Source organism: Paraburkholderia terricola, from assembly GCF_003330825.1.
GTDB classification, from domain to species: domain Bacteria; phylum Pseudomonadota; class Gammaproteobacteria; order Burkholderiales; family Burkholderiaceae; genus Paraburkholderia; species Paraburkholderia terricola.
In genome coordinates this window covers 1,786,368-1,799,335 of the sequence record NZ_CP024942.1, presented here as the reverse complement: position 1 = coordinate 1,799,335, position 12,968 = coordinate 1,786,368, and the positions used below count along the sequence as shown (strand labels likewise).

Annotated in this window: 11 protein-coding genes; 6 read left to right on the top strand and 5 right to left on the bottom strand. The window is 64.8% G+C overall.

Annotated elements, in window-relative coordinates; genetic code table 11:
- Positions 1-19: 19 nt before the first annotated feature.
- The 4 genes from CUJ90_RS26630 to CUJ90_RS26615 form a co-directional block, all read right to left on the bottom strand.
- The gene (locus tag CUJ90_RS26630; protein WP_073428542.1) at positions 20-1,636 is read right to left on the bottom strand and encodes an ABC transporter substrate-binding protein; all 1,617 of its coding nucleotides are present in this window, start codon (positions 1,634-1,636) and stop codon (positions 20-22) included.
- A gap of 67 nt (positions 1,637-1,703) precedes the next feature.
- Complete coding sequence (locus tag CUJ90_RS26625; RefSeq protein WP_114164226.1) at positions 1,704-2,978, bottom strand: NAD(P)/FAD-dependent oxidoreductase; 1,275 nt, start codon at positions 2,976-2,978, stop codon at positions 1,704-1,706.
- A gap of 32 nt (positions 2,979-3,010) precedes the next feature.
- Positions 3,011-3,679 (bottom strand): haloacid dehalogenase type II, encoded by a 669-nt coding sequence (locus CUJ90_RS26620; RefSeq protein WP_114164225.1) that lies wholly within the window; start codon positions 3,677-3,679, stop codon positions 3,011-3,013.
- Positions 3,680-3,996: 317 nt separating this feature from the next.
- Positions 3,997-5,475 carry an aldehyde dehydrogenase family protein gene (locus tag CUJ90_RS26615; RefSeq protein ID WP_114164224.1) on the bottom strand — a complete coding sequence of 493 codons (1,479 nt, stop codon included), beginning with the start codon at positions 5,473-5,475 and terminating at the stop codon, positions 3,997-3,999.
- A 337-nt stretch (positions 5,476-5,812) separates the two neighbouring features.
- Here CUJ90_RS26615 and CUJ90_RS26610 point away from each other — a divergent pair, with 337 nt between their 5' ends.
- The 4 genes from CUJ90_RS26610 to CUJ90_RS26595 all read left to right on the top strand — a co-directional run bounded on the left by CUJ90_RS26610 (position 5,813) and on the right by CUJ90_RS26595 (position 9,783).
- Complete coding sequence (locus CUJ90_RS26610) at positions 5,813-6,703, top strand: GNAT family N-acetyltransferase (protein WP_073428653.1); 891 nt, start codon at positions 5,813-5,815, stop codon at positions 6,701-6,703.
- A gap of 3 nt (positions 6,704-6,706) precedes the next feature.
- Positions 6,707-7,633, top strand: a complete 927-nt coding sequence (locus tag CUJ90_RS26605; protein WP_114164223.1) for a 2-hydroxyacid dehydrogenase — start codon at positions 6,707-6,709, stop codon at positions 7,631-7,633.
- 194 nt (positions 7,634-7,827) lie between these two features.
- The gene (locus CUJ90_RS26600; protein ID WP_114164222.1) at positions 7,828-9,225 is read left to right on the top strand and encodes an aspartate aminotransferase family protein; all 1,398 of its coding nucleotides are present in this window, start codon (positions 7,828-7,830) and stop codon (positions 9,223-9,225) included.
- 60 nt (positions 9,226-9,285) lie between these two features.
- The gene (locus CUJ90_RS26595) at positions 9,286-9,783 is read left to right on the top strand and encodes an Lrp/AsnC family transcriptional regulator (protein WP_073428548.1); all 498 of its coding nucleotides are present in this window, start codon (positions 9,286-9,288) and stop codon (positions 9,781-9,783) included.
- Here the strand turns inward: CUJ90_RS26595 and CUJ90_RS26590 are convergent.
- Positions 9,780-10,703, bottom strand: coding sequence for a LysR substrate-binding domain-containing protein (locus CUJ90_RS26590; protein ID WP_114164221.1), 924 nt, complete (start codon positions 10,701-10,703; stop codon positions 9,780-9,782). The genes CUJ90_RS26595 and CUJ90_RS26590 overlap by 4 nt on opposite strands.
- Positions 10,704-10,853: 150 nt before the next feature.
- Between CUJ90_RS26590 and CUJ90_RS26585 the strand changes: the two genes are divergently transcribed.
- On the top strand, positions 10,854-11,936 hold the full coding sequence (locus CUJ90_RS26585; protein ID WP_114164220.1) for a tartrate dehydrogenase: 1,083 nt from the start codon (positions 10,854-10,856) through the stop codon (positions 11,934-11,936).
- Between the two features lie 37 nt (positions 11,937-11,973).
- Positions 11,974-12,954: a M14 family metallopeptidase gene (locus CUJ90_RS26580; RefSeq protein WP_114164219.1), complete on the top strand. Its 981-nt coding sequence runs from the start codon at positions 11,974-11,976 to the stop codon at positions 12,952-12,954.
- The last annotated feature ends 14 nt before the right edge of the window (positions 12,955-12,968 follow it).

The following is a 12,968-nucleotide window of genomic DNA, read 5'->3' as shown; positions in this document are numbered from 1 at the left end:
TACGAAAATACGAAAGCGCTCAGGCGTCGAGCCAGACGTTTTCCGCGAACATGAAGCCCATCAAACCGGCCAGCGGAATCGAGCCGAGGCCCTTGAGCTTCGTCGTGTAAGCATCGAGCGAACTCTGGAACAGCGGAATGCCGATGCCGCCCGTTTCATGCACCAGCACCTGCATGTCGCCGTAGATCTTCTTGCGCTTGTCGTCGTCCGGCTCGCCGCGCGCCGCGACCAGCATCTGGTCGAACTTCGGACTCTTCCAGTTCGCCTCGTTCCACGGCGCGTCGGACTTGAAGAACTGCGTGAACAGCACGTCGGCGCTCGGCCGCGCATTCACCGAACCGTACACGAGCGGATGCTTCATCCAGTGGTTCGACCAGAAGCCGTCCGCCGGCACGCGCGACACCTGCAGGTTGAGCCCCGCTTGCGGCGCGACCTGCTGAAGCAGCATCGCCATTTCCACCGAGCCTTCGGCTGCCGGCGACGCGAAAATCTGGATCGGCGCGCTGCCGACCTTCGCCTTCTGGAAGTGGAACTTCGCCTTGTCCAGATCGACGGTGCGCTGCGGCAGACCGGCGAGGTAATACTTGTTGGTCGGATCGATCGGCTGATCGTTGCCGATCGCGCCGTAGCCCTGGAAGATCGCGCGGCGAATCTGCTCGCGGTCCATCAGGTACATCATGCCTCGCCGGAAATCGTCGTTGCCGGTAATGCCGCCTTCGTCGCGAACGATCAGGTCGGTGTACTGGCCGGTCTTGGTTTCGAGCACGGAGAAGCCGCCCGCGTTCTTGATCTGCGTGGTGGAGCGCGGGCTCACCGCGTTGATCAGTTGCACGTCGCCGGACAGCAGCGCGTTCACGCGCGCCGATTCGTCGCCGATGCCGATCAGCTCCACTTCGTCCAGATGCGGCATGCCCGGCTTCCAGTACTTGTCGTTCTTCACGCCGACCGTGCGCACGCCCGGCGCGAATTCCTTGACCTTGAACGGGCCGGTGCCGACCGCCGTTTTGAATTCCTTGGTGCCGTCCTTGATGATGAGGAAATGCGAGGTGGCGAGAATCACGGGCAGATCGGCGTTCGGGCCTTCCAGCGTGATCGTCACTTCGTTCGGGCCGGTGGCCTTCACTTCCTTGATCTGGTCGGCGAGCGTCTTCGCTTTCGACGCCGTGGCCGGATCTTTGTGACGCATGATCGAGTAGACCACGTCCGCGGGCGCGAGCGACTTGCCGTCGTGGAACTGCACGCCGGGGCGCAGCTTCGCGACCCACACGATGGCGTCCTTCGTCTCCAGCGAGGTGGCGAGCGCCATCTTCGCGCCGAGGTGCGAATCGAGTTCGGTCAGGCCGTTGTAGAACATGTTGCAACGCACGTAGTCGGTGCCGAGCGCGCCCTTCGCGGGGTCGAGCGTGTCGGCTGCGGAAGCCGACTGCGTCGCCACGCGAATCTTGCCGCCCTGCTTCGGCTTGGCTTGCGCAAAGGCCGCGCCGCTCGCGGTGAGGAGGCCCGCGCCCGTCACCGACATCATGCCGGCCGCGGCCATCGCACGCAGCACGTCGCGCCGCGAGGCGCCCTTGGCTGTCAATCGCTCCAACCCGTTGTCGAGTTCAAAAGCGCCGTATTGCGAGTTTTCCTTATTCATCGAACTTCTCCGCGAGGATTGCAGGGATGGCTGCGTGGTTTTAATTGGCAAATGGAACTACGGGAACTCAATAAAAGATGTCCTTGATACGGTAATACGTCCCCACGAGCGGCAGGAACCAGGGCTTGCCGGTGTGGCCCGGAATCGCGGGCCACTCCGACTCGCGCCACGGATTGCGCGCTTCGCGCCCGTCCATCACGTCGGCCATCACCTGGCCCATGTGCGTCGACATTTGCGTGCCGTGGCCGCTATAACCCATCGAAAAATAAATGCCGTCGTGTTGCCCCGCGTGCGGCAAACGGTCGGCGCTCATGTCCACCAGACCGCCCCAGCAATAGTCGATGCGGGCATTCGCAAGCGCCGGGAACATCGCGGCGAGACCTTCTTGCAGAATGCGCCCGCTCTTCGCATCGGACGGACGCTCCGAGGCCGTGAAGCGCGCGCGGCCGCCGAACAGCAAGCGCGCGTCGGGCGTCACGCGGAAGTAGTTGTGCATCAGGCGCGTGGTGGTATACGCGCGCCGCCTGGGCAATACGCGCGCCAGCAGTTCCGGCGCAAGCGGCTCCGTCACGACGATGAACGAGCCGACCGGCGCGAGACGCCGCCGATACCAGCCGAACGGACCATGCCGCGACGGACCGGTCGCGATCAGCACCTGCCTCGCGCGCACTTCGCCGCGCGCCGTGGTGATCCTGTAGCCCGCGCCGTCTTTCACGATTGCGGAGACGGCCGCGTGTTCGTACAGCTTCGCGCCGTGGCGCACGGCCGCATCCGCGAGACCGACGGTGAACTTGCCCATGTGCATCTGGCCGCCGTGGCGTTGCAGCAAGCCGCCGTAAAAACTCTCCGACTGCACTTCATCGCGAATCCGTTCACGGTCGAGCAGTTCGATATTCGTATCGACTTCGCGCCGGATCAGCGCCGCCGTTTTCTCCAGATGCGCAACGTGATGCGGTTTGGACGCCAGCTTCAGCTTGCCGGTGGCGAGGTAATCGCAGTCGATGTTCTCCTCGCGAATCAGACGCTCGACGGTATCGACCGCATCGGCGAACGCGCGGTAGCAGGCGCGCGCCCGCTCCATGCCGAGTTGCGCGGCCAGCGCGACGAAATCCTGCGCGACGCCGGTATTGACCTGGCCGCCGTTGCGCCCGGATGCGCCGCCGCCGATGCGCCCCGCGTCGAGCACCGTCACCGACGCGCCGCGCTTGCCCAACGCCTGCGCCGCCGAGAGTCCGGTGAAGCCGGCGCCGATCACCACCACGTCGGCGCCGCCGTCGACCGGGCCTTCACACGCCGAGAGGAGCGGCGGCGCGGTGTCGAGCCAATAGGAATCGAGCTTCATCCAGACTGTCCTTGAATTGCGCAATAAGCCGCTTACAGACCGAGTTCCGAGGCCAGGTGCGGAATGTCCTTGACCTCGTAGTACTGGTAGTACGGGGTCGACGGTTCATGGCCGCGGTTGACGAACGCCTTGTGCTTGATGCCCAGGTCGTGCGCGGTCATCAGGTCGTAGCGCAGGCTCGACGAAACGTGCAGCACGTCTTCGGGATTGCAGTTCAGTTGATCGAACATGTACTCGAAGCCTTGCATGCGCGGCTTGTACGACTGCGCCTGCTCCGCCGTGAACACCGCATGAAACGGCGCGCCGAGCTTGTCGACGTTGCTCTGAATCTGGTTGTTCGACGCGTTCGACAGAATCACCAGCTTGTACTTCTTCGCGAGACGCGCGAGGCCTTCCGGCACGTCCGGGTGCGGACCCCAGGTCGGCACCGCGGTATAGATCTTCTCCGCGCCCGCTTCGTCGAACTCGACGTTCAGGCGCTTGCAGGCGCGGCGCAGCGCGTTCACGACCACGTCGCGGTACGGCTTCCATGCGCCGAGCACTTCGTCGCGGCGATAGCCCGAGTAGAACGCGACGAGCTTCTCCAGGTCCTCGGCGTTCAGCAGGTGGCCGTACATTTCGCGCGTCATCTCGGCCATGCGGAATCTGGTAAGCGTGCCGTAGCAATCGAAGGTGATGTACTTCGGTTCGAAATCGATCATGGTGCAGTCCTTTCGTTGGGGTGAACTTGCAGCGAGCCCGATGGCTGGAACAGCAACCATCCTGCTCAGTCCTGTAAAAGATTTAATCAGCGCAAAAACATAGATGTTCCTGATTCGCGCGCTGCCGGTGACACAAACCATGCGTTTTGGGGCCGTCGCGCAGCACAGTGTGCCGTGCTCTCCTGCAAGCCCCGTGGCTGTTGGCTTGCAGCGGATTTCGCATCGGGTTTACCACCGGTTTCATCGCCCGGTTTACCGCCGTTATGCAGCGCCGCGAAAGGCGACGCGATGCAAGACGAGACGCCCGGCGTTCGCCGTCAAACCCGCAAATCGATCAGCACGCTCTTGAAGCGCAGGTTCGCCTCGTAAGCCTGGCGGCCGAGGTCCTTGCCGATGCCGGAACGCTTATAGCCGCCCGTGGGGATCATGAAGTCGGACGTGCGGCCGTAGCGGTTGACCCACACCGTGCCCGCTTCGAGACCGCGCACGAAGCGCAGCGCCCGGCCCAGGTCGGCGGTATGCACGCCGGCCGCGAGCCCGTACTCGGGATGCTGGGCGAGCGCGAGCGCTTCCTCCTCGGTGTCGAAGGTTTGCAGCGTCAGCACCGGGCCGAAGACTTCCTCGCGCACCGCCTCCGATCGAGCCGTGACGTCCGTCAGCAACGTAGGCGTATAGAAAGCGCCGTGCGCGCCGCCGTCGGCTCGCACGCCGCCATAGCGCAAGGTCGCGCCCGCTTCGAGCGTGCGCCCGACGATTGCCTCGATGCGCGCCGCCTGCGGCGCCGAGATGATCGGCGAGAGCGTGGTGCCCGCGGCCCACGTCGCGCCCGCTTTCGACTCGGCGAAGATCCTGCCGATGCGCTCGGCGAGCGGTTCGGCCAGCGAGCGCTCGACCAGCAGACGCGAGCCCGCCACGCACACCTGGCCGGCATTGCCGGTGATCGCGCCGGCAATGCGCCGCGCGACGTCGTCCAGACGCGGCGCGTCCGCGAAGACGATTTGCGGGCTCTTGCCGCCGAGTTCGAGCGTGACCGGCTTGGTGCCGCTATTCGCGCAGGCCGCCATGATCGACGCGCCCGTGCGCGTGGAGCCGGTGAAGGTCACCTTGCTGATCCTCGGATGACGCACCAGCTCGTCGCCGGTCACGCGTCCGTCGCCTTGAATCACGTTGAAGATGCCCGCGGGCACGCCCGCCTGCACGGCGAGTTCGGCGAGCCGCAACACCGAGAACGGCGTCATCTCCGAGGGCTTGAGCACCACCGCGTTGCCCGCCGCGAGCGCGGGCGCGATCTTCCACGACGCCATCACCAGCGGGAAATTCCACGGCGCGATCGCTCCGATCACGCCATACGGCTCGGCGATCGTCATGCCGAGATGATCGTGATCGGTGGCGGCCACGTCGCCGCCGAGCTTGTCGGCGAACTCGGCGTAGAAGCGGATGCCCTCGGCGGTGAACGGCACGTCCCAGCCGATGGCCTGCGCGATCGGACGCGTCGAGCCGAGCGCTTCCAGGCGGCCCAGCGTGGGCGCATCGGCATCGACCAGGTCGGCGAAACGGCGCAGGATCCTGGCGCGTTCACGCGGCGCCATGCGCGCCCAGCCGCTCGTTCTGAACGCCTGCCACGCGTTCTCGACCGCGCGGTCCACCATCTCCGCGTCGGCGAGCGGCACCGAGGCGTAGACCACGCCGTCCGAGGGACGCGCCACCTCGATGCGGCGCTCGCCTACGTCCACGAATTCGCCGCCGATGAAATGCCCGCTGCGAACCGCGACGTCGTCTGGGTTGAAGCTGTCCATGAGAAGAGTGTCCTGTGTGGCTGCCTGGTGGTTCCGTGCGGCGCGTCGTCACGACTGCGCCGCGATGACAAAATCGTAGAGCCACGGCCCCGGCATATGTCGCCGACAAAAATCGCCGTGCAGCACAAGATGCTTGTAATGCATGCCCAGACTGGGCGTTTTGCATCGATTTTCTCCACGGCCTTGACAGGCGGCCCGGATAAAAAGATCGTCCTAGTCACGCCGCACACTGAATGACACAGTGACGGCGTAAGTCTTCAGTCAACTATCTTGCATGGACAGGAGCCGGTGCCTTGCACCCGCTCCGAACGACAGGGAGTACCGCGTGTCCGCTTCGATCAACGATTCGATTAGCTACAGAGGCTTCACCCAGGACGACATCGCCGCCGCGCACGCGCTCACGGTCGAACTCAAATGGCCGCATCGCGCGGACGACTGGCGATTCGTGGAGCAACTGGGCGTGGGCTTCGTCGCGGAAGACGCCAGCGGCGTGATCGGCACCGCGCTGTGCTGGAAGTACGGCGCCGAGCGCGCCTCGCTCGGCATGGTGATCGTGTCGCCCGCGCACCAGGGGCGCGGCATCGGCAGAAAGTTGATGGAACTGGCGCTGGAGGAACTCGGCGGCCGCGTCACCTTCCTGCACGCGACGCCCGCCGGCCAGCCGCTCTATGAAAAGCTCGGCTTTCGCGCGATCGGCACGCTCGATCAGCATCAGGGCGCGGCATTCCAGCCGCCGCTGGTGTCGCTGCCGGCGGGCGAGCGTTTGCGTCCGCTCGGATCGAGCGATACGGCGCGGCTGATCGAGCTGGCCTCGCAGGCGAGCGGCATGGATCGCGGCGAAGTCTTGCCCGCGCTGCTGAGCGCCGCCGACGGCATCGCGCTCGACCGCGACGGCGAACTGATCGGCTTCGCGTTGTTCCGCCGCTTCGGCCGGGGCTTCGCAATCGGACCGGTGGTCGCGCCCGCGTCGGAGGATTCGAGCCGCGCGAAGGCGCTCATCAGTCATTGGCTGGCGCTCAACGAAGGCGTGTTCGTGCGCGTCGATACGCCCGGCGAGAGCGGGCTCACCGACTGGCTGGAACAGTTGGGGCTGCCGCGCGTGGATACCGTCGTGCGGATGGTTCGCAACGCGACGCCGGCCGAACTCGCGAACGGCGGCGCAAGCACGGCGGCCGGCAAGGACACGCGCTATCTGCAATACGGCATCATCAATCAGGCGATTTTCTGACGCATGGCCTTCCTCTATAAAGCCGATCCGGCGCGCGGCGCGCAATGGGCGAAACTCTTTGCGCAAAAAGCGCCGGACTTGCCGTTTCACGTCTGGCCCGAAGTCGGCGATCCCGCCGCGATCCGCTACCTCGCCGCCTGGCAGCCGCCTGACGATCCCACGCGCACCTTTCCCAACCTCGAAGTCGTGTTCTCGGTGGGCGCGGGCATCGACCAGTTCGATCTGTCGCGCGTGCCCGCGCATGTGCCGGTGGTGCGGATGATCGAGCCGGGCATCGTGGAAGGCATGGTCGAATACGTCACGCAGGCCGTGCTGACGATTCATCGCAATCTGTTCGACTACGCGTTGCAGCAGCAGCAACAGGTATGGCGCGAACTGCCGCCAGGGCCCGCCGGCCAACGCCGGATCGGCGTGCTCGGACTCGGCGTGCTGGGCACCGCGGTGCTGGAACGGCTGCGTCTGTTCGGTTTTGCATGCGCGGGTTGGAGCCGTTCGCCGCGCGAGATCGAGGGTGTCGACTGTCATGCGGGCGAAGGCGCGCTCGATGCGTTTCTCGCGCGCACCGACATTCTGATCTGCCTGTTGCCGCTCACGCCGGCCACGCGCGGGCTGCTCGATGCCAGGCTGTTCGCGAAGCTGCCGCGCGGCGCGTCGTTGATTCAGACGGGGCGCGGTCCGCATCTGAATCAGCCGGACCTGCTCGCCGCGCTGGAAAGCGGCCAACTCGGCAACGCGATTCTCGACGTGACCGATCCCGAGCCCTTGCCCGCGGGGCATCCGTTGTGGACGCATCCGCGCGTGCGCATCACGCCGCATATCGCCAGCTCGACGCGGCCGGAAACCGCCGTCGACGTGGTGCTCGACAATCTGCGCCGTCATCGCGAAGGCTTGCCGATGCTCGGCCTGGTCGACCGCACGCGCGGCTACTGAACCCGGCACGCTGTATCGAACCCGCTGCAACCCCTCGCGCCGCCGCTTTTCAGCGTCCGCAGCAGAAAATGCTAAGGCCGCGCATCAAAACGCGGCGCGCGCGCTTTTCAGGCAATTGTTTAGCCAAGCGGGCGATAGTCGCGGATCAGTAGTATGGAACGGTCAACAGCCCCTTCCCGCGACGAGAAACCATCATGCCGATTCAAGCGCTCATTGAAGCCGACCGCAAACACCTGATTCACCCCGTCATCAACTACCGCGCGCACGAAGCGCGCGGCGTCACGATTCTCGAATCGGCCAGCGGCGCGTTTCTACGCGATGCGGCCGGCAACGAGTTGCTCGACGCATTCTCGGGCCTGTGGTGCGTGAACGTGGGCTACGGCCAGCAGAGCATTGTCGACGCCGCCACCGAGCAGATGAAGAAACTGCCCTACGCCACCGGCTATTTTCATTTCGGCTCGGAACCCGCGATCGAACTGGCGCGGAAACTGGTCGAGGTGTCCCCTGCCTCGTTGCAGCATGTGTACTTCACGCTCGGCGGGTCCGACGCGGTGGATTCGGCGATCCGCTTCATCACGCATTACTTCAATGCGACGGGCCGTCCCACGAAGAAGCACATCATCGCGTTGCAGCGCGGCTACCACGGCTCGTCGACGATGGGCGCGGGGCTCACCGCATTGCCCGCGTTCCATCGCAACTTCGATCTGCCGCTGCCGAACCAGCATCATCTGCCGTCGCCCTACGCGTACCGCAACGATTTCGCCGACGACGCCGCGCTGATCGCCGCCTCCGTGGCCGCGCTCGAAGCGAAGGTGGCCGAACTCGGCGCGGACCACGTCGCCGCGTTTTTCTGCGAGCCGATTCAGGGCTCGGGCGGCGTGGTCGTGCCGCCGGTCGGCTGGCTGAAAGCCATGCGTGAAAGCTGCCGCAAGCTCGGCATCCTGTTCGTCGCGGACGAAGTCATCACCGGGTTCGGCCGCACCGGTCCGCTTTTCGCCTGCCAGGGTGAAAACGTCGAACCGGATCTGATGACGGTGGCGAAAGGTTTGACCGCGGGCTATGCGCCGATGGGCGCGGTGCTCATGTCGGATGAAATCTATCAAGGCATTGCGAACGGCGACGCCGAAGCGGTCGTCGGCCACGGTCACACGTATTCCGCGCACCCGGTCAGCGCGGCGATCGGCCTCGAAGTGCTGCGCCTCTATCACGAGGGCGGCTTGCTCGCGAACGGCGTGGCGCGCGGGCCGCGTTTTGCGCGAGGGCTCGATGCGCTGCTTGCGCATCCGCTGGTGGGCGACTCGCGCCATCGCGGCCTGCTCGGCGCGCTCGAACTCGTCGCGGACAAGGACAGCAAGGCGGGCTTCGACCCGGCGTTGAAACTGTCGGAACGGATCGCCGCCGCCGCGTATGAAAACCGCCTGATTTTCCGCGCATTCGGCGACAACATTCTCGGCTTTGCACCGGCGCTCTCGTACACCGAAGCGGACTTCGACCTGATGTTCGAGCGGCTCGAAAAGACACTCGACGACGTTCTCGCGCAGGCCGATGTCCGGGCCGCGCTGAAGGTCAAAATTCATGCCACTGCATGCTAGAGTAGAGGGCACCCCGAGCCCCTTACTCCCTTACCCGATCGCCAGAGCGACAACGTTACGATGAGCAGCGACTGCAAGCTGGACCGGATTGATCTGCGCATACTTTCACAGTTGCAGAAGAAAGGCCGCATAACCAACGTCGAGCTTGCCGACGCGGTCGGCCTTTCGCCCAGCCCTTGCCTGATCCGGGTCAAGCGTCTGGAGAAAGCCGGCTACATCATCGGCTACGGTGCGCAGATTCAGTTGGAAAAGCTCGGCGACGTGCAGATCGTCTTCACCGAGGTCACGCTCGCCGACCATCGGCGTGAAGACTTCATCAAGTTCGTCAATGCGATTCGCGACGTGGATGAAATCGTGGAGTGCCATCTGGCGAGCGGCGGCTATGACTATTTGCTGAAGTTCGTCACGCGCAGCGTGAGCCACTATCAAAGCATCGTGGAGGGCTTGCTCGAACGCAATATCGGCATCGAGAAGTACTTCAGCTACGTGATCATCAAGTCGCCGTTCGTGAAAAGCCACTATCCGCTCGAAACCTTGTTCTCGCAGAATCATCACTAGCCGGCGGTTTCCGGGGGACTCCATTGCGCGAACTCCTCGCTCAGAAAATCCACGCACACCCGCACCTTCGCCGACTGCGCGAGCCGCGCCGGATACACCGCCCACAGGTTCGCCGGTTGCGTGACCTCGGGCAGCACCTGCTGCAACTGGCCGCTTTCCAGCAGCGGCCGCACGTCCCACATGGAACGCAGCACGATGCCGCGTCCGGCCAGCGCCCATTGCACCGCCACTTCGCCGTGATTGGTCGACAACGGTCCCGTCACCTTGATCGACGCCGTTTCGCCACGCACCGTCAAACGCCAGAGACCGAATGGATGGTCGCGCTCCTTGATCGCGAGACACGCGTGCGAGGACAGATCGGCGAGTTGCCGCGGCATGCCGTGCCGCGCGAGATAGCCGGGCGACGCGCACAGCACGCGATGATTCGACGCGAGCCGCCGCGCGATCAGATGCGGCGCGATTTCGTCGCCGATGCGAATGTCGAGGTCGAAGCCCTCGCCGGCCACGTCGACGAGCCGGTCGAACAGATCGAGCCGCACGCTCAGTTGCGGATAGCGCTCGGAGAAACTTGCCAGCGCGGGCGCGACGAAGCGGCGGCCAAAGCCGAAGCTGCTGGAAATGCGCAGCTTGCCGCCCGGAATGCGGCGCGTGGTGGAGACGTCTTCCACCAGTTGCTCGACGTCGTCGAGAATCTTTTCAGCCCATGTGTAGACGCGCTCGCCGGCCTCGGTAATCGCGACGCGGCGCGTCGAGCGGTGCAACAAACGCGTGCCGAGCGTAGTCTCCAGCACGTTGATCCGCTTGCTCACGTAGGCCGCGGAGACCGACAAGGCCTCCGCCGCCGCGCTGAAACTGGACTTGCGCGCCACTTCGCAGAACACGCGCAAATCGCCGAGATCGGGTGACGGGATGGCATTCATAGGTGGTTGAGAGGTACGTGATCATGCCTGTGACGAGGCAAGTGCGTTTGTGCACGAATCGTGCACAGTGGCTTAACTAAAGCGATCATTTTAGGCTCAAACAGCAGGAATAAAATAGCCGGAATCGAAAACCCAACGGAGGAGCAGAACATGTCGAACACCTATCGGATCGCGGTCATTCCCGGCGACGGCATCGGCGTCGAAGTCATGCCGGAAGCCATTCGCGTGCTGGAGGCGGTGAAGGCGCGCTTCGGCATCGAGCTGGAGTATCAGCACATCGAATGGGCGAGCTGCGACTACTACGCGAAGCACGGCAAGATGATGCCGGACGACTGGAAAGCGCAACTGCAATCGGCAGACGCGATTCTGTTCGGCGCGGTGGGTTGGCCCGACACGGTGCCCGACCACATCTCCCTGTGGGGCTCGCTGCTGAAATTCCGCCGCGAGTTCGATCAATACATCAACCTGCGCCCGGCGCGGCTCTTTGCCGGCGTGCCTTCGCCGCTCGCGGGCCGCAAGGCCGGCGACATCGATTTCTGGATCGTGCGTGAAAACACCGAGGGCGAATATTCGTCGGTGGGCGGCGTGATGTTCGAAGGCACCGAGCGCGAATTCGTGTTGCAGGAATCCGTCTTCACGCGCCACGGCAGCGAGCGCGTGCTGAAGTTCGCGTTCGACCTCGCGCAGCGGCGCGAGCGCAAGAAGATCACGGTGGCCACCAAGAGCAACGGCATCGCGATCAGCATGCCGTGGTGGGACAAATGCGCGGCCGGCATCGCGGCGCAGTATCCCGACGTGACGTGGGACAAGCAGCACATCGACATCTTGTGCGCGCGCTTCGTGCTGAACCCGGACCGCTTCGACGTGGTGGTCGCCACCAATCTGTTCGGCGACATCCTCTCCGATCTCGGCCCGGCCTGCACCGGCACGATCGGTCTCGCACCGTCGGGCAACCTGAACCCCGACCGCAAGTTTCCCTCGCTGTTCGAGCCGGTGCACGGCTCGGCGCCCGACATCGCCGGCAAGAACATCGCCAATCCGATCGCGATGATCTGGTCGGCTGCGATGATGCTCGACTTCCTCGGCAATCACGCAGGCAAGGAACGCGAGGCGCACGACGCGATTCTCGCGGCGATCGAGGCAACGCTGGTCGAAGGCCCGCATACCGGCGACCTGGGCGGCAAGGCGAACACCGCCGAAGTGGGCGAGGCGATCGCGGCAAGGCTTGCTTGAGAGTTTCGATCACTTACATCTACGCCAGGACACGCGCATGAGCATGGAAGCCTATCCCATCGAGGTCGAATTCCCCGATATTTCGAAGCATGAACAGTCGCCGTCCGGCATTGCCTATGTGCACACATTCGACTCGGGCGTGCCGGGACCGCACGTGATGATCAACGCGCTCACGCACGGCAACGAGGTGTGCGGCGCGATCGTCGTGGACGACTTGCTGCGCCGCGCGTTGCGGCCGCGGCGCGGGCGCCTCACGCTGGCGTTCGCGAACGTCGCCGCGTACCGGCGCTTCGATCCCGCGAAGCCCGACGCGGCACGTTTCGTCGATCAGGATTTCAACCGCGTGTGGACCGCCGCCGTGCTCGACGACACATCGCGCACGTCCAGCGAACTGGCGCGCGCGAGAGAGATGCGGCCGGTGATCGATACGGTCGACGCGCTGCTCGATCTGCATTCGATGCATGAAAAGAGCAAGCCGCTGATCGTCGCGGGACCGCTGCAAAAAGGCATCGACCTCGCGGTGCAACTCGGCACGCCCGCCACCGTGATCTGCGACGAAGGGCATCCCGAAGGCCGCCGCATGCGCGACTACGCAGACCTCGGCATGGCGGACAGTCCGAAGAACGCGTTGCTGATCGAATGCGGACAACACTGGGAACAAAGCGCGGTCGCCGTGGCGCGCGACACCACCGCCCGCTTCCTGTTGCTGGCGGGCGTGGTCGATGCAACGGATTTGCCGGCCGATTGGCTCGCGCCCTTGCCGCCCGTCCAGCACATCGTTCGCGTGACGCAGCCAGTGGTGGCGAGCAGCATGGACTTTCGCTTCGCGGCGCCGTACACCGGCCTGGAGATATTCGACAAAGCCGGCGCGGTGATCGGCTGGTCGAACGGCGAAGCGGTCGCCACGCCCTACGACAACTGCATGCTCGTCATGCCCTCGCTGCGGCAACTGCGTCCGGGCGTGACCGTCGTGCGGCTGGGCAAGATCGAGCAAACCATCGCCAACACCGGCCGATGACCCGGCTCGTGCAC